Origin of the sequence: Owariibacterium komagatae, assembly GCF_045865535.1 — a bacterium.
In the GTDB taxonomy this organism is placed as follows: Bacteria; Bacillota; Clostridia; order Oscillospirales; family Ruminococcaceae; genus Ruthenibacterium; species Ruthenibacterium komagatae.
In genome coordinates, this window is record NZ_AP031406.1 from 1,746,104 (window position 1) to 1,766,625 (window position 20,522).

The 20,522-nt window shown below is 60.5% G+C and carries 23 protein-coding genes; 3 read left to right on the forward strand and 20 right to left on the reverse strand.

What is annotated here, in order from left to right; genetic code table 11:
- Positions 1-11 precede the first annotated feature (11 nt).
- From ACKTS9_RS08615 to ACKTS9_RS08710, 20 genes are all read right to left on the reverse strand, one after another.
- Positions 12-569 carry a hypothetical protein gene (locus tag ACKTS9_RS08615; RefSeq protein WP_407880186.1) on the reverse strand — a complete coding sequence of 186 codons (558 nt, stop codon included), beginning with the start codon at positions 567-569 and terminating at the stop codon, positions 12-14.
- Positions 566-2,470, reverse strand: coding sequence for a hypothetical protein (locus ACKTS9_RS08620; protein ID WP_407880188.1), 1,905 nt, complete (start codon positions 2,468-2,470; stop codon positions 566-568). The genes ACKTS9_RS08615 and ACKTS9_RS08620 overlap by 4 nt, the downstream gene beginning before the upstream one ends.
- A 39-nt stretch (positions 2,471-2,509) precedes the next feature.
- Positions 2,510-2,887, reverse strand: a complete 378-nt coding sequence (locus ACKTS9_RS08625; protein ID WP_349215893.1) for a hypothetical protein — start codon at positions 2,885-2,887, stop codon at positions 2,510-2,512.
- A 55-nt stretch (positions 2,888-2,942) separates the two neighbouring features.
- A complete protein-coding gene (locus ACKTS9_RS08630; RefSeq protein WP_407880191.1) occupies positions 2,943-4,001 on the reverse strand; it encodes a hypothetical protein in 1,059 nt (352 codons plus the stop codon).
- Between the two features lie 21 nt (positions 4,002-4,022).
- A complete protein-coding gene (locus tag ACKTS9_RS08635; protein ID WP_349215857.1) occupies positions 4,023-4,634 on the reverse strand; it encodes a hypothetical protein in 612 nt (203 codons plus the stop codon).
- 37 nt (positions 4,635-4,671) lie between these two features.
- A complete protein-coding gene (locus ACKTS9_RS08640; protein ID WP_407880193.1) occupies positions 4,672-4,848 on the reverse strand; it encodes a hypothetical protein in 177 nt (58 codons plus the stop codon).
- Positions 4,845-6,383, reverse strand: a complete 1,539-nt coding sequence (locus ACKTS9_RS08645; protein WP_407880195.1) for a portal protein — start codon at positions 6,381-6,383, stop codon at positions 4,845-4,847. The genes ACKTS9_RS08640 and ACKTS9_RS08645 overlap by 4 nt, the downstream gene beginning before the upstream one ends.
- Positions 6,380-6,538: a hypothetical protein gene (locus ACKTS9_RS08650; RefSeq protein WP_349215863.1), complete on the reverse strand. Its 159-nt coding sequence runs from the start codon at positions 6,536-6,538 to the stop codon at positions 6,380-6,382. Before ACKTS9_RS08650 ends, ACKTS9_RS08645 begins: the two co-directional genes overlap by 4 nt.
- A 15-nt stretch (positions 6,539-6,553) precedes the next feature.
- On the reverse strand, positions 6,554-8,125 hold the full coding sequence (locus tag ACKTS9_RS08655) for a hypothetical protein (protein ID WP_407880198.1): 1,572 nt from the start codon (positions 8,123-8,125) through the stop codon (positions 6,554-6,556).
- Between the two features lie 97 nt (positions 8,126-8,222).
- Positions 8,223-8,579, reverse strand: a complete 357-nt coding sequence (locus tag ACKTS9_RS08660) for a helix-turn-helix domain-containing protein (protein WP_407880200.1) — start codon at positions 8,577-8,579, stop codon at positions 8,223-8,225.
- A 325-nt stretch (positions 8,580-8,904) separates the two neighbouring features.
- Positions 8,905-9,552 carry an SMI1/KNR4 family protein gene (locus ACKTS9_RS08665; RefSeq protein ID WP_407880202.1) on the reverse strand — a complete coding sequence of 216 codons (648 nt, stop codon included), beginning with the start codon at positions 9,550-9,552 and terminating at the stop codon, positions 8,905-8,907.
- Positions 9,553-9,679: 127 nt separating this feature from the next.
- On the reverse strand, positions 9,680-10,327 hold the full coding sequence (locus ACKTS9_RS08670) for an SMI1/KNR4 family protein (RefSeq protein WP_407880204.1): 648 nt from the start codon (positions 10,325-10,327) through the stop codon (positions 9,680-9,682).
- Between the two features lie 15 nt (positions 10,328-10,342).
- On the reverse strand, positions 10,343-12,895 hold the full coding sequence (locus tag ACKTS9_RS08675; protein WP_407880206.1) for an HNH endonuclease: 2,553 nt from the start codon (positions 12,893-12,895) through the stop codon (positions 10,343-10,345).
- Between the two features lie 86 nt (positions 12,896-12,981).
- Entirely contained in the window at positions 12,982-13,293 is a 312-nt protein-coding gene (locus tag ACKTS9_RS08680; RefSeq protein ID WP_349216934.1) for a hypothetical protein, read from the reverse strand.
- Positions 13,290-13,466: a hypothetical protein gene (locus ACKTS9_RS08685; RefSeq protein ID WP_349216932.1), complete on the reverse strand. Its 177-nt coding sequence runs from the start codon at positions 13,464-13,466 to the stop codon at positions 13,290-13,292. The genes ACKTS9_RS08680 and ACKTS9_RS08685 overlap by 4 nt, the downstream gene beginning before the upstream one ends.
- Positions 13,450-13,755: a replicative helicase loader/inhibitor gene (locus tag ACKTS9_RS08690; RefSeq protein WP_349216931.1), complete on the reverse strand. Its 306-nt coding sequence runs from the start codon at positions 13,753-13,755 to the stop codon at positions 13,450-13,452. The genes ACKTS9_RS08685 and ACKTS9_RS08690 overlap by 17 nt, the downstream gene beginning before the upstream one ends.
- Positions 13,752-14,282: a DUF6291 domain-containing protein gene (locus ACKTS9_RS08695; RefSeq protein ID WP_407880210.1), complete on the reverse strand. Its 531-nt coding sequence runs from the start codon at positions 14,280-14,282 to the stop codon at positions 13,752-13,754. Before ACKTS9_RS08695 ends, ACKTS9_RS08690 begins: the two co-directional genes overlap by 4 nt.
- A 15-nt stretch (positions 14,283-14,297) precedes the next feature.
- On the reverse strand, positions 14,298-14,480 hold the full coding sequence (locus ACKTS9_RS08700) for a hypothetical protein (protein WP_407880212.1): 183 nt from the start codon (positions 14,478-14,480) through the stop codon (positions 14,298-14,300).
- A gap of 755 nt (positions 14,481-15,235) precedes the next feature.
- Positions 15,236-15,763 (reverse strand): DUF5662 family protein, encoded by a 528-nt coding sequence (locus tag ACKTS9_RS08705; RefSeq protein ID WP_407880214.1) that lies wholly within the window; start codon positions 15,761-15,763, stop codon positions 15,236-15,238.
- 32 nt (positions 15,764-15,795) lie between these two features.
- Positions 15,796-16,464, reverse strand: coding sequence for a transaldolase family protein (locus tag ACKTS9_RS08710; RefSeq protein WP_407880216.1), 669 nt, complete (start codon positions 16,462-16,464; stop codon positions 15,796-15,798).
- A 124-nt stretch (positions 16,465-16,588) separates the two neighbouring features.
- On the opposite strand from ACKTS9_RS08710, the gene ACKTS9_RS08715 reads away from it, so the two are divergent.
- The 3 genes from ACKTS9_RS08715 to ACKTS9_RS08725 all read left to right on the forward strand — a co-directional run bounded on the left by ACKTS9_RS08715 (position 16,589) and on the right by ACKTS9_RS08725 (position 20,439).
- A complete protein-coding gene (locus ACKTS9_RS08715) occupies positions 16,589-17,215 on the forward strand; it encodes a flavin reductase (protein ID WP_407880218.1) in 627 nt (208 codons plus the stop codon).
- 283 nt (positions 17,216-17,498) lie between these two features.
- Positions 17,499-19,418, forward strand: coding sequence for a class I SAM-dependent DNA methyltransferase (locus ACKTS9_RS08720; protein ID WP_407880220.1), 1,920 nt, complete (start codon positions 17,499-17,501; stop codon positions 19,416-19,418).
- Positions 19,402-20,439 (forward strand): restriction endonuclease subunit S, encoded by a 1,038-nt coding sequence (locus ACKTS9_RS08725; RefSeq protein WP_407880222.1) that lies wholly within the window; start codon positions 19,402-19,404, stop codon positions 20,437-20,439. Before ACKTS9_RS08720 ends, ACKTS9_RS08725 begins: the two co-directional genes overlap by 17 nt.
- Positions 20,440-20,522 lie beyond the last annotated feature (83 nt).

A 20,522-nucleotide genomic window follows, 5' to 3' on the forward strand; every position in this document is an offset into this window, starting at 1 on the left:
CAAAACTCCTTTCATTCCATGCTGTAAATCAGATGTCCGTCCTGAATGCGCAGGGGCGGCTGGGGATCTCCGTCCCGCCACACAAGGCGCAAACAGCCCTCGCCGTCCACGTACAGGCTGAACAGCCCCGGCGCAAGGTCCACCACCACGCCGGGGTTGCCCGGCTCGCCTTTGAACGCCCGGATCTCGGTGGTGTTGGCTTCCGCGTCGTCAAACATGGTGGCTTCCCCTGTAAATTTCAGCTTGCCCCGCTGGGGCATGGCCTGCCCGTTTGGCCCGATGATCCGGTGCCCCGAGGACGAGAGCGTCTCGAAGTGCTCTCCGTCGGTGGAAATTTCCACCTGGCCGTCGGCGTTCAGGCGAAGGGCCTTCACGTCGCCGCTGCGCACGGTCTGGTCCAGCTTCATTGCGTCCAGCGCGTCAATGAGGCTGTTGTGCCTGTCCCGCACCTCGCTGTCGGTGCGGGCGTCGAACTGCTGCTTGAGCCACTGGGCTTTGTTTTCGATCTTGTCCGGCAGGCCCGCGATGCTCACCGCGTAATCCGTGAGCTTATGCTCCTGCAAACTCATCGCTTCACCTTCCCTCCCATTTTGTAATGCACCTGAATGGCGAACAGGCCGAAGGGCTCGGCCGCCCGCCCGTTCTTCACGATCACCTGAAACAATTTCACCTTTTTGGCCTTTTTGCGGGTGTTGACCACCATGGGCCGGTCCAGCGTGTTGAAGGTGAACCGCTGAAAGTCGATGTCGTTCCAGTCGAAAATGTCCACGTTGGCTGACCTGGCGAACTTTTCATATTCCTTGTCCGTGGCGTAATAGATCTCGCCGCCGGACCGGGCAAAGGGCTGCAGCACCACCCACACGCCGGTGACGTTTTTCAGATTGGCCCAGCTGCCCAAATTGAGCAGCGGCGTGGCCCAGGCCGCCTGCACCGGGCGGCCGGTCTCGTCACCGGCCGTGTCGCAGTCGTTGAAGTCCCCGGCGGTGTTCCCGTCGGAAAACTGCCGCACACAGCCGTCTTTGGTGCCGAAGCACAAAGCCCCGTCCTCTTCCCACAAAGCCGTGGCCCCGATGCCCGTCCAGTAATACCCTTCCATCTGGTAGCCGGACGCGGGCTCGTTTTTCTCGTACTGCTTCTGCTGGGAATCCAGCAGATACAGCCAGTCGGCCCCGGCCAGCACGTAGAACCGGCCCCACACTGCGGCGGGGGCGTCCGAAAGGGGTTCTTTGCGCAGCGCCCCGTTCAGATAGTAGCTGCGCACCTGGGCCGTGCGCTCGCCGGTGACGGTGGTGGGCGTCAGCGCCGCCACGCCCAGCCGCGTCAGGTACAGCGGCTCGGAGGCGATGGACCCGAAGGCCCGGCCCGACACCGCGCCCTCGCCCTGCAGAATGTCCGTGATGCGGAACACCGCCGTGCCGTCCTCGTCCAGCTGGCCTTCCCGGATGAAGATGTTGCGGCCGTTCTCCTCGCCGTCCTTGTGGGCCACCAGCGCCCCGTTCAGCACGCTGTAACCCCGGATGGGGCTGCCCTCGCTGCCCAGAAGCCCGTAGTTGGTGTCCCCGATGTAGGCCGGGTCGCTCCACTCGCTCCAGTGGTCCGCGTTGGGCTGCTGGGGGTCGCCGGTGAGGAAAATGCGGTCCATGGCGCCGTTCACCCCGTACAGAATGGCCCGGCAGCACCGGTCCACTTCGCCCGCATCCCGCTCCACCTCGTAGGTGATGCGCACGTTGTCCTCGCCTTCCACGGGGCTTTCGCCCGGCGCGGTCTTGAACGTGACCTTGCCCAGGGTGCGGTCCACGGTGAAGTCCGTGGTTTCGGTCTTGTCCTGCCAGTTGCCCCCGGCGTCCAGCACCTGGGCGGTGACGGGGGTGTCCGTCAGATCCTGCAGCGACAGATAGTAGTCCACGGTGTCCTTTTCGCCCAGGTAGCTCTCGGTCTGTTTGCCGGTGAGCAGGTTGATGGCCTTGTAGCTGGTGGCCCCGGTCTTGCCGTTGGGCCCCTTGGCGATGGTGATGACGGGCACCGTGGCGATCTGGCTGACCGGGGCGGCCTGTTCGCCGTCGTAGTAAAGATAGCGCTTGCCGTCCGCGATCCAGAGCTTGCCGCCCAGCTGCACCGCCGCGCCCGGCGCGTCGTTCATGTCCGTGTACAGGGGCGTGGCGGTCTCGCCGCCTTCGGTCTGCTCCACGGCGTACAGGGTGGTGCCCGCGTGGATGACCTGTTTGCGGGCGCCGTCGGTTTTCAGCGTCCAGGCGCCGTGCACCCGGCCGGTCAGCTGCAGGCGGGTGCGGTAGCCCGGGCGCTTGGCGGGGAAGCCCTGGTCATCGGGCATCATGTTGGGCGCGGCCGGGCTGCGGGACGCGTCCATGGTGGTCATATCATCCGTCAGGTCCACGCCCCGGAACCGGGCCATGACCGCGCTTTTGGTACTTTGGGTGGGAATGTCGCCCACCTGCGTCATGAAAGGCATAGCCCCTCCTCTCTTTGGCCGGGCCTGTGCCCGGCACGGTCAATACACATCCCGCACCGGCTCCGGCAGGGCCCGCACGGCCTCGCTCAAAGCCAGCACGTACTTCTGGCGGAAGTCCTGGCAGCGGTAGTCGTTGTCGTCGTCCCGCATCATGTCGCTGGCCAGGCCGTAGGGCAGCGCCACCTCCACCAGCACGTCGCTGTAGGGGATGGGCTCGTCCATGGTGGCCGGGGTGAACACGGGCGCTTTTTCCAGCGGCGGAAGGCCCGCCGCCGCCCGCAGCTGGTTTTCCGTGGGGAGCGCCTCGGCCAGCAGCACGTTCAGCCAGCCGGGCGCGAACTCCGCCAGGTCCTCGCTGTCCGCCGCGCTCTGGCTCAGATAGCCCGCGCTGAGGGCAAACAGTTCCTTGCCTGTCAAACAATCACTTCCTTTTTGAAAAGAGCCGGCGGCGCTGTGCGCCGCCGGCCACGGCTCAGCCGGTGATCTCTTTTTCCGCCACCGGCGAGGGGAACTTGCCTTCCGTCTCCTGATAGGCGCGCACCCGTGTGCCCGCCTCGGCGCCCGGGGCCTTGCCCATTTTGCGGGTGGCGCTGTAGCGCGGGTCCGTGCCGTCGGTGGTATACCACACGGTGCCGTCCGCCGTCACCGCGCCGTCGGTGGCGGAGATCTCCGGCGCCGCCAGCACCTCCACGCCGTCGCCCGTGGTCACGTCCACGTAGATGCCCACCGCCTTATGGCCGTAGACAAAGCAATCGTAGTAGTAGCGGCCCTCGATCAGGTTGCCGCTGATGCCCGGCGGGTCGATGTGCAGGTTGTTGTCGCCGATCTTTTCCGGTGCGCAGGCCGCGCGCTTGTGCACCAGCAGGAAGTTGACCCCCTTGGGAAGGTACTCGTCCGGCACCTCCACCACCGGCGCGCCGAACATTTCGCCCACCTGGCCCTTGGCCACGGCCTTGACGCCCAGCTTCTCCAGATTTTTGAACTGGTCGGTCTCCACCAGGGCGTTGAACACCCCGGTGTTCACGTACCAGGTGCGGTTGGCCACGGGCACCTTGCCGTTGACGAAGGTCTGCCGGGCCGCGCTCATGCGCTGGATGACGTTGTCCTTGCCGATGGCCTCGCTGTGGCCCGCGATGGTGCCGCCCAGGGTGCACAGGCGGCCCAGGCAGTATTTGTCGTAGGCCGGGATCACCGCCTCTTCGGTCTCGATCTTCATGAACCGGCCCGCTTTGTTGATGCACTGGTCCACGCTGTTGCCCTTGTCGATCACCGCCGAAAAGCTCTTGTCCTGGGTCATGGTCAGCTCCTGCACGGTGTCGCCCACCTCGGTGGGGGTGCCGTAGCGGTTGGAGGTGGCCGCGCGGTCGTAGTCGTTCAGGGGCACGGTGTCCACGTTGGAAATGCGCACCGTGCGCGCGCCCACAAACTCCTCTTCCCGGCAAAGGCGGCCCTTGACCACGCTTTCCAGCGTGAAGGCCTGATCCAGCTTTTTGGCGTACTTTTCATGCAGATGTACGGTCTGTCCTGCCATGTTCTCTCTCCTTTTCTCTCATCAGTTCTCGCTGTCCCACCCGGCCGTGAAGGGGTCCGCGGGCAAGGCCGCGCCCAGCCCCCGGGCCGAGCCCGGCACGCTGGCACGGTTCTGCTGGTCCGTGCGGCGGGCCTGCTCGCCCATGCGGTACTGCTCCAGCGCATACCGCTCGTAGGCGTGGACCGGGCTTTCCCCCCGGGCCACCTGGGCCATCACCGAATCCGGCAGGCGGCCGGTGCCGTCCACCGCGTCGGGATAGCGGGTCAGCAGCTCCACAAACTGACGGCGGCGGTCCGCCCCCAGCGGCGCCGGGGCCCCGGCGTCCAGCTGGCTGCGGGCTTTGTCCACGTACTCTTCCACGCTGACGCCCGCCGCCTGGGCGTACCGGCCCATCAGTTCAAAGGCCGGCAGCGCCGCGTCCAGCTTTTTGGACACGTCGTCAAACACCATGCCCTTCTGGGCCAGGGTGCGCGCCTCGGTCATGGGGATCTGCTGCTCCTTGCCGTGGTACTTCACGGTGAGGGTGGGTTCCGGCTCGGCCGCGGGCTCGGGCTGGGGTGCGGGGTCTTGTCCGGCCTCGCCCCAGTCGAACAGCGCTTCGTCCGTCCGGGTGACTTGGGTCTCTTCTTCCATATTGCGCTCCTTTCCGCCTTGTCCGGCTTTGGGAGGCTCAATCCGGCTTGTCCGCCGGGTGAACCTGTGAAATGGGCCGCAGCTCTTCGCCGCAGGCCTGCTTGTAACGGCTGCACGCCGGGTTGGGGCACAGCCAGGTGATGCGCACGCCCCCGGGGTCCCGCTCGTCTACGTGCAGGACCCGGGCCGGGCGGCCGCAGACCGGGCACTTCATGCCATCACCTCCCCGGCCGGCAGCGCCGCCTGGGCCTTCTGCCGGCGGATGGCCTGGATCAGGCTGTCCCGGCCGGTGATGCAGTCCTTGGGCAGGTTTTCCAGATAGGCCTCGGCGTCGGTGAGCACGCCGTTCTGGAACAGCTGGTCCAGGGTCTGCACCTGCATGACCTCGCTCCAGTAGGTGGCCGCGCCGATCTCCACGTTCAAGTGCAGGCGCAGCGAGCGCAGGGACGAAAAGTCGAAGGGGACCACCTGCTCGGCGCCGGTCTCGTCCGTCATGCGCACGGCCCGCACGCCGTAGTTGCGCTGCATCATGTCCAGCCAGATGCGCACGCTGTCCTCCACAAAGGCGTAGAAGTCCTGCTTCTGCAGTTCCAGCGGCATGCTGGTGGCCTTCTGGGTGGCCACGATGGCCGAGGTGTTCTCGGGCGTGATGTTGCCCAGCACCGCGTCCGACGCGCCCATGGTGTCCCGGGTGTAGTCGATCATGGTGTTCAGCAGCTCCATCACCTGGTTGGACATGTCCGCCGCCCGGAAGTTGGCCGCAATGGCCGACCCCGGGTCCCCGGGCACGCCGATGGCCGCGCCCACCCGGTTGTCCCAGCCGCCGGGCAGCAGGTTCTTGTTGTACACCACCTTGGGGAAGGCCATCATCTTCACGTGCTGCATGGCCATGGCGAACAGCTTGTTGATGTAGATCTGGTTGGGGATGACCGCCGTCACCAGCGCCTGGCCGTGGTACTGGTTTTTCACCTTCTCCCAGGCGAAAAACGCCATCGGGTACTGCCGGTACCCCGTGTCCGTGGCCGGGCGCACCAGGGCGGTCTTGGTGGCCTCGCAGAACCACACCGTCCCGTTTTCCTTCCAGTAACGGCGGATCACCGTCACTTTTCCGTTTTCCGGGGCGTCGCCGTGGCGGTGGTCGTCCTCGTCGGGGACAATGTCCTCTTCGGGCACGCCGTGGGCACCGGCCGCGGCGCGCACGTCCCGCACCAGGCGCCGGTACACCAGCAGCAGGTAGGGCTGGCTCTGCACGTCCGCGTTCTGGGGGTTGCCGAAGTGCACGGCGGTGTTCTCCAGAATCTCCGCCCGGATGATGCCCGGGGTGGGCGCAAAGCCCGCGGCCGGTGCCTCGGCGTCGGGGTCGAAATAGAAGTGCATGCACCCGTCCCCGTCCACGGCGGCGTTGCGGATCACTTCCCGGGCCTTTTTCTTGAAGGCCGTCTGCTCCATGATCTCGCTGAACTGGGCGCTGAGCATGTCCGTCACGGGTTTTTGCTGGGCGCCGCCCTCGAAGGTGTCCAGCCCCACGGCGATGTCGTCGGACATGATGGACGAGATGCAGAACTTCACCACCCGGGCCAGCACGTTGATGACCGGCTTGTCCAGGTCCGGGGCGCGCACGCCTCTCCACTGGTTGCCGGTGTAGAAGTCCTCGTTGCGCTCCACGGTCTCGTACAGGCCCAGGGCGTTGTCAAAGGCCTCGCCCTCCCCGTATTCCCGCCACAGGGCGGCTGCGTCCGGCTGGCTCATCGGCCGTCACCTCCCATCTGGGGGTCGCCGTTGTAGGCCCAGAAGTTGCGCCACTGGTCGGCCAGGTCGCCGCCGGGGGCCGCGGGCCGCACCAGCGCCTCCAGCGCCGCCAGCCGGGCGCACAGTTCGTCGTATTGTTTTCGTGTGAGAAACATGGTCTGCTCCTTTCTTCATCCGTAATTGAGAAAGCTCTCCAGCTCCGGGTCGCCCCGTTGCTCCCGGTCGGTGGTGTAGGCCTGCTGGGGCCGGATATAATGGGCGATGGCCAGCGCCATCACGCAGTCGTCGTGGGCCCCGGCCATGGCCTCGGGGCGGCCGCGCTGGTTCTTCACAAAGCTCAGCATCTCCCACAGGGTGGTGCGGTCCTGCACGGATGCGGGGTCCTGGCGCATCTGCTGCACCAGCCCCGCCACCAGCAGCGGCCGCGTCAGGGCCGTGGTGCGAAAGCCGTAGCGCTTCTGGTACCGGTGGGTATAGGTGTCCTCGGTCTGCCGGGTGTACAGCCGGGGATAGCCCAGCCGCTGGCACTCCTTCACCGGGAAGGTGGAAAAGTTCACCTCAATGCCCAGCAGCGCCGTGTTGTACCAGTAGCCCAGGCACATGCACTGCCGGGCGAAGGCGTCCTCATCATATTGCTGCCGCAGCATGGCCACCTGCCGGCCCGTGGTGTTGTCCAGCACCTGCGCCACAAACCAGTCGCTGCCGTCCCCGGCGGTGTCCGCGCCGATCACATAGGGCACGCCGGGCCGGGGCCGCTCGTACACGGTCAGGCCGCCGTCCGGGTCCTGGCACACCCCGGCCAGCCGCAGGGTCTGGCCCTCCAGCGCCTCGTCCAGCCGCAGGGTCAGGCCCCGGGGCGCGCGGCCCAGCCTTTCCAGCACCGTCTCTTTGTCGAACACGCACGCCCCGGTGGTGAGGAAGGCCTCTTCCGGGCAGGACGGGTACTCCTGCCGGAACAGCCGCTCGTCCCCGCCGCAGGCGTTGCGGATGCACCAGCGCCGCCAGCTCAGCTGCTCATCGTCCAAACCGTAGCGCTGCTGCAGCTGCCGCTCCTCCCGGGTGGGCACCAGCCCCCGGGCCGGGCGGCGGTACTCGGGCTGCTCCCACCAGGCGCAGAACACCGGGGCAAAGTCGCTCTCCCCGGCCACGGCCGCCGCCCACCGGGCCTGAAAATCCTCGTAGCCGTTGGCCGTGCTCTCGATGACCACCAGCGTGTCCGGCTGGGCGGGCACCGCCTGCAGAAGGCCCAAAAGCGTTGCCTCCTTGTCCCCGGGCCAGAAGGCGTATTCGGAGAGGTGCAGGTTCTGGAAGGTGTCCGACCGGCCCACCCCCTCGCCCCCGGCGGTCATCACCCGGATGGCGCTGTCCAGCCGGGAAAACTGCATGCCCCGGGCGCTGTTGGAGCCGCACCGGGGCCGCAGCGCGTCGGGCAGGTGGGCGTACATGCGCTTGGTGATGGAGAACAGGTTGGCCGCGGCCTCGTCGGTGTGGGCCACAATGCCGCTGCGGGCGTGGAACCGGGTGGCCGTGCGCTTGAACAAAAGCCCCTCGGTCAGGGTGGAAAAGCCCATCTGCCTGGCTTTCAGCACAATGGCCCGCATGGGCTTGCCCGCCTTGTACTGGGCGGCCAGGGCATCGTACAGCTTTTGCTGGGGACCGTTGAGCACCAGCGGCACCAGCCGGCCGTTTTTGGCCCGGATCTTCAGATACTGTTCCATGTACGCCTGTGTGTTTACCGCCATGGGCTTCCTCCTTTCGGTGTGGTGTTCGGGGCGCGTTTTGGGGACGTCCCGGGGGAACCGGAAACGCGCGGGCGGGGCAGCCGCTGCCAAATCCGATTTAAAATTCGTCGCCGGTCACGGCGGCCAGACAGTCCTCGAAGCTGGCGGTCTCGTCGGGCTCGGGCTTGTCGCGCCAGGCGCCGCCCCGCCGGTTTTTCAGCCAGTAGATCTGGGCGGTGGTGCTGCCGTTGACGGCGCTGCGCCACAGGGCGGCCTCCACCTGATAGTCGGCGGCGTCCTTTTCCTGGCGCAGGGCCTCGTCCATTTCGGGGAACTGGGCCCGCCAGCGCCGCAGCTGCGGCACGGACACGCCGCACCGCGCGGCAATGTCCTTTTCGCTGACGCCGTCCCGGGCCCAGCCCTCCAGCAGCGCCAGCCCCTCGGCGGTGCACCAGTATTCTGTTTTCTTTTTCAAACGGTTCCCGCCCTTTCAAAGCCGCCCGCAGGCGGCGGATGTTTTTCAGAAGGCCCTGCCCGGGCCTTTCGCGGTTTTGCGGCCCGCGCGGGCCGGGAAAAGCCTTGCTTTTCTGGTTCTCATTGTAAAAAAAAGGCGATGGGGCGCACAAGGCGCGCCATGGGGCATGCGGTACCACCCGTGGGACAAACCCAAAAGCCGAAAAAAGCCGACAAAAGCCGGTTGACAAAAAAACACCCGGCCCCACGTGGGGTCGGATGTTTTCGCTGAGAGGGGACAAAAAAAGAGAGGGGCAAACGCCCCTCTCTTCTCTGCATCTTTCCGCTTATTTCTGCCAGGGCCATTTCCAGCGGCGCTTTTGCGGGGCCGGTTCTTCCCTGCGCGCCGCGCGCGCCGCCAGCTCCTGCCGGTCCCCTTCGCCGGTGGGCACTTCGATCACACGGGGGTCTGCCAGCTCTTTGCGCAGATCGTCCCCGAATCCCAGCATCTCATCCTCGCTGATGTGCAGCATGCCCAGAAACTCCGTGAAGGAATTGGCCACCGGGTATGTGGTGGGGTCGTACTCGCCCGAATTCTCCTTGTCCAGAATGCAGACGCCCGGATGCTCCGGGTCCTGCCGGTAGTCCAGGCACAAAAAGCACTCTCCGAACACTTCCCCGATGGGCGCAAGCTCCACCGCGGTCGAATCCGGGTCCCTGGTCAGAAACTCCGTCATGGGCGCTTCTACTACCATCAGATCGTACCAGCCATCGTCCCGGTCCTCGTAATCATCCAGAGCGCAGAAAAATCGCGTCAGCGCGAACAGATGTCCGATTGCCTCAAAGCTTTTTTCCACCGGCTCCGCGCCGTTGTAGGTTTTCAGAAATTCCCGGTAGTCATCCGGAAACCGGATGCCCCAGTATTCTTCATCGCTCCGGAGCAATTCTTCGTCCGGAAGCGGATAAACGATGGTTTCCCCTTTTAAATGCAGCATCTTTTGTCTCCTCCCCCGTGCGGAAGTCGTAAAATGATACTTTCATTATCAGCCGCCCCTTCTCCCTTGTCAAGAGGGCGAAAAAAAGAGAGGGGCGTTTGCCCCTCTCTTCTCTGCATCTTTCCGCTTATTTCTGCCAGGGCCATTTCCAGCCGTGCTTTTGCGGGGCCGGTTCTTCCCTGCGCGCCGCGCGCTCCGCCAGCTCCTGCCGGTCCCCTTCGCCGGTGGGCACTTCGATCACACGGGGGTCCGCCAGCTCTTTGCGCAGATCGTCCCCGAATCCCAGCATCTCATCCTCGCTGATGTGCAGCATGCCCAGAAACTCCGTGAAGGAATTGGCCACCGGGTATGTGGTGGGGTCGTACTCGCCCGAATTCTCCTTGTCCAGAATGCAGACGCCCGGATGCTCCGGGTCCTGCCGGTAGTCCAGGCACAAAAAGCACTCTCCGAACACTTCCCCGATGGGCGCAAGCTCCACCGCGGTCGAATCCGGGTCCCTGGTCAGAAACTCCGTCATGGGCGCTTCTACTACCATCAGATCGTACCAGCCCTCATCCCGCTCCTTGTAATCCTCCAACACGCAGAAAAATCGCGTCAGCGCGAATAGATGCCCCACTGCTTCAAAGCTTTTTTCCACCGGCTCCACACCGTTGTAGGTTTTCAGAAATTCCCGGTAGTCGTCCGGAAACCGGACGCCCCAGTATCGTTCATATCTCTGAATCCGCTCCTCTTTGGGAAGCGGGTAAAGAACAGTTTCCCCTTTTAAATGCAGCATCTTTTCTCTCCTCTCTCACTTTAAAAGTTCCGCCCACATGCCGGGACTTCGCCCGCCATTGTGCGTTGTAACGTTGTGTATTCCCGAAGGCACCAGCTCCATCAGACCGGGGATTTCCGAGTGGTGCCAGGTAAACCCCTCGAAGGGGCCGCCGACCTGCTCGTTCAGCCACTTGAACTGACGGGCATTGCTCCATCCCCACATCTCCTTGGGAAGCTGCGCCGTCCGGTACACCAGCCCCGCGGACCGGAAGTCCGCAACGCCGTACCGCATGCCCGGCTGCTTTTTGACTTCAACGTCGGGAATCAGTCCCAGTTCAACAGCCCGAGCCTTGATTTCTCTCTGTTGATAATTTTTAACATTCAAGCCGTCCGGCACATCTTCTTCCCACGACCACTTTTTGTTGGAATGCACATTGACGGCGTAGATCTGGGCGTAGTCGTCCAGAACGTCGTCAAAGTTGCCGTTTCTCTGCAGGCAGGCGTCGATGTTTGCCAGCGCCTGCTGTGTCTCCACACTGTCCCACACAGCAGACTCGGGCACACGGTACGTAAACTCTGTACCTGTTTTGATTCCATTATCTGCCAGCCGGCTCTCTGTGTCAAGATTGGATTTTTTCCCAAAAAGCAGCGGGAACATTTGTTCGGCGCCGGTCATGGCCGCGTTCTGCAGCAGGTTCATCCCCTGCTGCATGAGGACCTGCTCGCTGATTTCGGCCGGCGTGAGGCCCTGCGACAGACCACGGGCCACAGTTTCCGGCGTTTGCAGCATCAAATCCGCCGCGGTCTGACTGAGCACCGACGCACCGAACGCCTTTGCCGGTGTGTTGATGAAGGGCGCCAGCGCCGCGGCCGCCCCTTTTTCGACCGCCTTGCCCGGGACTGCATACAGCACGGCATTCCCGGCCAAAGCTCCGGCCGCATAGCCCATCGGCGCCTGTCGCTGCACCTGATCCGCAACGGCCCATCCATCCAGAACGCGCTGTGCTTCCTGCCCGCTGCCCAGCATGGAACTGCCCAGATAAATGGCCGCCTCCGGTGCGCTGGCCATCGTATGGTCAAAGCCGGTTGAGAATGCGTCCAGGTCTTTTAAGGCCATTCCATCGATCATCGTATACAGCAGCGCGGCCTGATACAGCTCGCTGTCCGGCGAAAAATAGTTCAGCACGAAGTGCCGGACTTCCCGATCGTAGACCTCTGTGCCCGGAATCAGTCCCGCCGTCTGCCGTTTCATCGCGATGAGCGTGGCCTGGTCGATGTCTCCCTGTGCGGCGGCCCATGCCTCCTGCCACCGCTGCTCCACTTTTCCCAGCGCTGTTTCTTTCCATCCCGCATCTGTGGCAAAATCGAATCCCAAAATCTGTTCCGGGTCCAGCAATTCCGCCAGCTTGTTCTCGGCCATCTCGCGCAACATAAATTGCAGCCGGTTCAATGCGTGGATCTCTTCGTCGCTCAACCGGGCGTACTCTTCGGCTGTAATGTCATCGTAATCCTTGCACAGAATCGCGTAATTGGGCGACCGACGGAATTCCTCCAGAATTTCCTGCCGATCCAGAGCCAGCTTCCGAAGCCCATCCGGTCCCAGAATCGCCTCCATAACCGCTATCCGATCAGCGGACATGCTCACATCCAGTGCATCGTACCGTTCTTCCAGCTCCCGGATGATTTCCTCTTTCTCAGCCTTCCTCGTCTCGTAGGGCCGGGAATCCTCCGGATCGTAAACAGGCACCGGGACATCGTAGAGGGGATACAGCTCTTTCTTAATCTCCTCCTGTGCGGCCAGGCGGGGATCGTCTTCGGGAATGGAAAACGGAACATTCTTTTTCTGCAAGCTGTCCAGCAGCGTCTGCCGATCCGTCTTCGCTCCGTTGCCGGTCTCATCCAGCGGGCGGGCCTGAAACGTCCACGGGGTTGCCTGTTTCCGAACATCCAGTTCCGCCTGCTTCTCCCCGCGCTGTGCCCGGATGTCATCCAGCACGTCCCACACGTTGGGCTGTCTGCGCGTCTTCTCCCCGTCCTTCGACGTGCGGCTCTTCTCCTCACGCCCGGCCCGAATGTCGTCCAGCACGTCCCACACGTTGGGCTGTCTGCGCGTCTTCTCCCCGTCCTTCGACGTGCGGCTCTTCTCCTCACGCCCGGCCCGGATGTCGTCCAGCACATCCCACACGTTGGGCTGTCTGCGCGTCTTCTCCCCGTCCTTCGACGTGCGGCTCTTCTCCTCACGCCCGGCCCGGATGTCGTCCAGCACGTCCCACACGTTGGGCTGTCTGCGCGTCTTCTCCCCGTCCTTCGACGTGCGGCTCTTCTCCTCACGCCCGGCCCGGATGTCGTCCAGCACATCCCACACGTTGGGCTGTCTGCGCGTCTTCTCCCCGTCCTTCGACGTGCGGCTCTTCTCCTCACGCCCGGCCCGGATATCATTCAGCACATCCCACACATTGGGCAGCTTCTGTGCCCGGTCCGAAACGCGGACTTCCTGCGGCGCCAGAGCACTTTCGCCCCGCGCCGCTGTTTTTTTCTCATCCTCCTCTTCCCATGGCCATCGTTTTTTTCGCTTGCGTTTTTCCATCCAACCTCCTCCTTTTGGCCCATTCTAGAAATCGGCCAAAGGGACAAACAAGGCGTTGGATGGGGCACTGCGTGCCGCCTGTGGGGCTATTCTTCAAAGTGGCGCAGCGCCGACCGGTGCAGCCGGTACATGGTCTTGCGGTCCGGCTGACGGCCCGGGTACAGCTGCGCTGTCACCTCCGGCCAGGTCATGCGCCGGTCGTACCGGAAATCCGTGTACCGCAGCCGCAGCACCTCCCGCTCCAGCGGGTCCTCCACCCGGGCAATGGCTCGCTCCACCGCCCGCATGAACCGCCGGTTCGCCCGGTAATCGCTGCCTTCCGGCTCGTCCAGCCGGTCGGCAATGCTGCGGTTCGCCCGCCAGAACCGCTCGTACTGCTCCAGATCCTGCCGGGTCATGGTCTTCCCTCCTTCTTTCGCATACACACGGGCAGCACGCACACCGGCGCGCCGTCCCGCCGCCAGGCACAGTGCCGGTACGGGCAGCGCCGGGCCAGCTCCCGGTCGGTGGGCGGCGTGCACCGGCGCAGCATGCGCACCAGTCGCCGCCGGGGGTCAATGTTCTGATTCATGTGGGTCGCTCCTTTCCTGTATGGGGTGAAACACCGGCGCGGGCCGCGCGGCCAGCTGCGGCCGCAGACGCTGCGCTGCCTGCCACACATCCGCCGCCGTGGGCGGGTACCGGCTCTCCCGCATCAGAAGCGCCAGCGCCCGCCGGGCGTCCCGGGCGGTCAGCTGCTCCAGCGCCTGTGCCCACAGGTCCATGGCCGTGCGCAGGGTGTCGGCGTCCGCGTCTCTGTAGAAAGACGGCCACGCCGCCCGGATCTGCGCCATCAGCTGCTTTACTTCCTGCCTTGTCATACATCCTCCCGCAAAAATGGGTTTTCCTGCGCCGCCGCGTCCCGCCGCTCCCAGGTGCGCAGAGCCGCCTTCCAGTCCCGCATGGGGTTGGGCCCCAGCCGCCAGCCGTTGGCCGTGTAGAAGTCCACAAAGCGCTGGGGGTCCACCGGGCTGCCGCGCCCGGCACAGTACGCCTGTACCTGGGCAAGGGTGGGCGGCGTAAACATCTTCTTCTCCTTTTCCTTCTCTTTCTCCTTCTCCTTTTCCTTCTCCTTGGGGGGCGTTCGGTACCGTTCGGTTTTCGGCCGCCCGCCCAGCGCGCCGTTGCGTCGGTTTCGGCTGCATTTTTCCTCGTAGGAACGAATATCCCGGTCGATCTGCTGGCGCATGCCGGGAAAGACGAAACGCTCGTTTCCGCACAAAGGCGACTGCTGCCCTGCGGCGCTGTACCGCAGAAGCGCCCGGAACAGGCGGCCGCACTCCTCGTCGGTCAGCGGCTCCATGGCCTCCAGATAACTGTGATACGCCTGAAAAAACTCTCTGGCCACACGCTTGTTCCCCCCTTACGCCAGCGCCGAGGGGCAGTGCTCGCAGGCAATGACCCGGCCCCTTCCGTCTGTAAAATACCGCTCGCCCTGGTACACCGGCGCCCCGCAGGCCGGGCAGCAGAACTCCGGCCGGGCGTCCGCCAGCGGGTCAAAGGCGTACCGCCGTCCCCGGAACTGCTCCGGCTCGCCGGTGCTCAAAAATTTGCAAGTTGCTTCAAGCCACCACCTCCCACTTTTTAGTTGCTTTGTGCAACTCTCTGACCCAAGAATACCCCATTCTGCCCCCAAAGTCAATAGCATTCCGCAACTTTTATTTTATAATTTTCTCTTTATGCAACTCTCAGGGTACAAAAAAGGCCGCGTCCTGTGACGCGGCCAACCAACCTCTTTTGTTTTTTTACCTTTTTGCAAACTGGGGCACGGCGGGGAAGGGCGGATGTCAAACTGGGACACAGCAAAAAACGACCGCTTGTCCCCCTTTTTTCCATCTGCGGGAAACCGCTCCGCGCCTTACGGCGCGATTCCGAAACCTGCGGTGCGTGACTCTTTTGCCGCCAAAAGAGTCACCAGAACGGTGCCCTCGCCCGCCAAAAGCAGGGCGGGCGTTTGCTTACGCAAACCGGGCAGGCCGGTCGAAGGACCGTGACAGGTCCTTCGTGGCTTCGCCACCCCGGCGCTGTCCGCACGCAGCGGACCCATGGTGCTCGAAGGGCTTCAGTCGCCCTTCGTTTTGCTTTGCAAAACCGCACGGCCGGTCGAAGGGCCATGACAGGCCCTTCGTGGCTTCGCCACCCCGGCCCTCGCAGGGCGCTTACCAACCGGGCTGAATCATCGCCCCACCTCGTGCGCCCAAAGGAACGCAAAAAGCATCGCGTTCCTTTGGGCCTTTTCCTCCGCTGCCATTCGCCCGCCGCCCCTCATGGACGGGCGAAATATACGAATGCGCTCCCCCATCACCCCAGCACGTGGGCGCGGATGTAGGCAAAGGTGGCGTCCTCGCCTTGGTCCTTGAGCATGGTGAGCAGCTGCTCCAGCAGGGCCTGGGTGTCCGGATGGATGAGGTAATGGTCCCGGGAGCGCATGTAGTAGTCGTAGGCGGCGCGGTCGGTGTAGGCGTCCCGCAGATAGGTCTTGCTGGCGGCCATGCGGTCGCACAGCATCTCCACCACGTACTTTTTGGGCATGGGCATGCCGTTCATGGTGTGGTCGCCGCCGGGCTGGTAGTCGATCCAGTATTCCAGATGATGGCGGTTGCGGCCCTTGTGATGCAGCCAGGCGGCGCTGTAGCCCAGGGCTTCGCGCTCGGCCTCGTTGGGGCTGCGGGTGCCCTGAAAATAGCGGGCGCCGGGCAAAAACTCCACCGGGGAAAACTTGGACAGATCGTGGGTGAGGCCCTGCCAGTAAAGCCCCACCCGGAAACAGTGGCGCATCACCAGCCGCTTGTGGTGGCAGATGGTGCGAAAATGTGCCCATGGATGCACGGAAAACGCCTCCTTGCTGTGGTCTGCGGGCGTCACAGGGTGGCCTGCGCGCCGCAAAGGCCCTCAAAGTCCAGCCGGAAGCGCTCCACCGCGGCGTCCACCGCGTCCAGCTTCAAAAAGGCCTCCAGCACGTCCGGGCTGACGGTGGCCGCCCCCACGCCGCAGCGCACCAGCTCCAGCACCTGGCGGCAGTTTTTGAAGCTGGCGGCCAGCACCTGGGTCTTCAGGCCGTTTTTCTGGAACAGCTCGTGAATGTCCCGGGCCACGGCCACGCCGTCGCCGCCCAGATTGTCGATGCGGTTCACATAGGGCGCGGCGTACACGGCCCCGGCCTTGGCCGCCAGAAAGGCCTGCATCTGGGTGTACACGGCGGTGGCCGTCACCCGGCAGTCCGATGCCGCCAGCAGGCGGATGGCCTTGAGCCCTTCCCGGGTGACGGGCACTTTCACGTAGGTGTTTTCGCCCAGTTCGGCCCGGATGCGCCCGGCCTCGGCCACCATGCCCTCTGCGTCGGTGCTGAGCACCTGCACGTGCAGCTCGCCCTCAGAGCCCAGAAAATCCCGCAGGCCCCGCAGCACCCGGTGGGGGTCGCCGCCGGTGCGTGCCAGAATGCTGGGGTTGGTGGTCACGCCGTCCACGGGAAAAGTTTCATACAGCTGTTTGATTTTTTCGATGTTCGCGTCGTCGATGATGAGTTTCATACCGCAAAACCGCCTTTCCTGCCTTTTATTGTATGATTTTTTCGTGCGCAAGTCAAAAAGACTTGTAATTTTTTCCGGTTTTGGCTATGCTGAAACCAGAAACTCAGCCAAAGGAGGTTGTGCAATGGATCTGACTGCATTTTTCAAACTGAATTACGGACTGTATGTGATCTCCAGCATGGACGGCACCCGCGCCTGCGGATGCGTGGTGAACACCCTGACCCAGGTGACGGCCGAGCCGGCCCGGGTGACGGTGGCGGTGAACAAGGGCAACACCACGGCCGAGGCCATTCGGGAGTCGGGCTTTTTCGCCGCGGCGGTGCTGACCCAGGACGTGCCCATGGACACCATCAGCCTGTTCGGGTTCCGCTCCAGCCGGGAGGTGGACAAATTCGCCCAGGTGTCCTACGGGGTGGATGAGAACGGCGCGCCCTACCTGAACGAAGGGGTGAACGCGCGGTTCGCCTGCAAGGTGCTGGAGTGCTGGGACGTGGGCACGCACCTGCTGTTTTTGGCCGAGGTGACGGACTGCGAGGTGCTGAGCAATCTGCCCAGCATGACGTATGCCTATTACCACACGGTGAAAAAGGGGCTGACGCCGCCGAAAGCGTCCAGCTACCAGAAGGCGCAGCCCAAGGCGTCGGGCTGGCGGTGCACGGTGTGCGGCTACATTTACGAGGGCGAGGAGCTGCCCGCGGACTTTGTTTGCCCGGTGTGCAAGCAGCCCGCCAGCGTGTTTGAAAAGATTTGAAAAAAGGCCGGAAGGGCGCTGCCCTTCCGGCCTTTCTGTTTTTTACCGCGGCTTTCGCCCCGGGATGGGGGCGCCGCAGTTGCCGCAGAACCGCCCGTTTTTCTTGACAATGGATGAAACTGTTTTACAATGTAAAGTAGTTCGCTTACTGGTTCCTATATGAGGGAAGCACAATGGAGAAAAAAATTTATCAAAAGGGCAGTTATGGAGAATACCTTGCTGCTCTGATTAAAAAACATGCTGATGAAATAGCGGCTATCCGGGAAAGAATGAGGGCGTGACCATGGCAAAGAGAGAAGTTAAAACAGATTTATGGGTCTACGACTTGTTAAAGCAAGCGAACATCCATCTCGACCCACAAGGAAGTTCTATCAAAGAAATTGATACAGCCCTCAAGACCGCTTCTAAAAAAGGGACGGGCAAGGTGGGCTTTCCCGAATATGTAGGAGTAGTAAAAGATTATCTGCTCGTCATTGAAGATAAAGCCGATTTAGCGAAACATATCAAGTTGGATGATAAAGGAAATATCAGTGCTGAAACAACAGCGATTACCGACTATGCTGTTAATGGTGCAGTCTTTTATGGGAAACATCTTGCAGAAAACACGTCGTATAAAAAAGTAATAGTTTTTGGCGTTTCGGGTAATGAGAAGAAGCATAAAATCACACCGGTCTATATTGACGAAACGGAGTTCTACCGCGAATTGCCCGAAGTAGAATCCTTTATTTCTTTTAATGAAGATAACATAGACGAGTATTACATTCGTGAAATACTAAAAGAGAATACAGATTATGAAAAGGAAACGGCTGAAATCTTAAAAGACGCAAGCGTTTTGCATGAGGATTTGAGAAACTACGGAAATCTTCTCGATACAGAAAAGCCGCTGATCGTTTCCGGTATTTTGCTTGCGCTCCGGGAAAGTGAGTACAAAAATTTTTCTGTAAATGACCTTACCGGCGACAGCGTAAAGACCGACGGGCAGAAGATCTATGACGCGATCAACGCCAATTTGCAAAGAGCGAACGTTTCTCCCGAAGTCAAAAAAGATAAAATTCTCAGCCAGTTTGCCTTTATTAAAGACACCGTAAAATTGAATGAGATCGAGCCAAAGCTGAAAAAGACGCCGTTAAAGCATTTTGCGGAATACCTGAACGACAAAATCTATAAATCTATCCGCTACATAAGCAGCGCAGAAGATTATATCGGAAGATTTTACGGCGAGTTTATGAGTTATTCCGGCGGCGACGGGCAGACATTGGGGATCATCCTTACACCCAAACATATCACGCAGCTTTTTTGCGATTTAGCGGACTTGCGCCCTGCGGACATTGTGTTTGACCCCTGCTGCGGGACGGCGGGTTTTCTGATTGCCGCCATGCACAATATGTTGGCAAAAGCAGAAAATGATACACAGAAAAAGAGTATCCGTCAAAAGCAGCTGCATGGAATTGAAATGCGCCCGAATATGTTTACGATTGCCACCACAAACATGATTTTGCGCGGCGACGGCAAAAGCAATCTGATAAACGATGACTTTTTCAAACAGGATGCTAACAAGCTGCAATTAAAGCAGGCCACTGTTGGAATGATGAATCCCCCGTATTCGCAGGGTTCAAAGCAGAATCCCGATTTGTATGAGATGGCATTTGTGGAGCATCTGCTTGATTCCCTTGTAACTGGGGCAAGATGTATCGTGATCGTTCCGCAATCCTCCATGACAGGGAAAACAAAAGAGGAACAGGCGCTCAAGGAAAACATCTTAAAACATCACACATTGGAGGGCGTTATCTCTCTAAATAAAGACACCTTTTATGGTGTTGGCACAATTCCCTGCATTGCGGTATTTACTGCCGGGGAGCCGCACCCTGCCGACAAGATATGTAAATTCATTAACTTTGAAAATGACGGATATAAAGTTGCCCCGCACATCGGACTGATTGAAACGGAATCTGCGAAGGATAAAAAGCAGCATTTGCTTGATGTTTGGTTTGACAGAATAGACGCCGAAACGAAGTTTTGCGTCAAAACAACGATCGAGGCAACAGACGAGTGGCTGCACAGCTTTTACTATTTCAATGATGCAATCCCAACAGAAGATGAATTTATTAAAACGATCGGCGATTATTTAACCTTTGAGTTTTCCATGGTAATGCAGGGCCGAGAATATTTATTCGAGGAGGGAAATCATGCTGAATCTGAATGACAGAGAGTGGCGGCCATTCTTTTTAACAGAGTTATTTCCCGAAATTCAACGTGGCAAGCGCTTAAAAACAGAAAACCACATACCAGGTAAAACACCTTACGTATCATCATCTGCGTTAAACAACGGTGTAGATAATTTTATTTCAAATACAGAAAAGGTTCGGATTTTTTCAGATTGTATAAGCCTTGCGAATAGCGGAAGCGTGGGATCAAGTTTTTATGAACCGTTTCCTTTTGTAGCAAGCGATCACATTACCCACTTGAAGAATAAAATCTATAATAAATATCATTATTTGTTTATCGCGTCCGTCTTGAATCGGCTTTCACAAAAATATAATTTCAATCGGGAAATTAACGATAACAGGATTTCCAGAGAAAAGATCATGCTCCCCGTAGATGCTGCCGGAAATCTTGATTTGGATTTTATGGAACAGTACATCAAAGAGCGCGAAAGGCAGCTTGTACAAAAATACAAAAGCTTTATTGGTAAAAATATACAATCGGGGGGGGTACTGACAGACCTTAAATCCGTAAAATGGAAAGCATTTTATATCAATGAGCTTTTCAGCATAAGCTCCGGAAAAAGATTGACAAAAGCAGATATGGAGCATGGGCGGATCCCGTTTATCGGAGCAACCGATTCCAATAATGGGATCACGAACTGGATCGCAACCCCTAATTCTTCATTTGACCAAAATGTTTTGGGAGTAAACTATAACGGAAGCGTCGTTGAAAATTTTTATCATCCCTATTGCTGCGTTTTCTCTGATGATGTGAAGCGGCTTCATTTGAAGAAATGCGCCGATAACAAATATATCTTATTGTTTTTCAAAACCGTTCTGTTGCAGCAGAAGGTCAAATATACATACGGATACAAATTTAACGGTCAGCGGATGGAACGCCAAAAAATTTTGCTTCCTGTCAACGGGAAAGGCGACCCGGACTATGCGCTTATGCGGCAGTATGGGGAACAAATCATGCTGCGAAAATACCAGCAATATTTCAATTATATTCACGCATGAAAAAAGCAAAAAGACGTCAGGGCTCAAACCACTGCGCCGCAACAAAAAAACCACCCGGCCGGGTGGTTTTTTGCCGCAAAAGC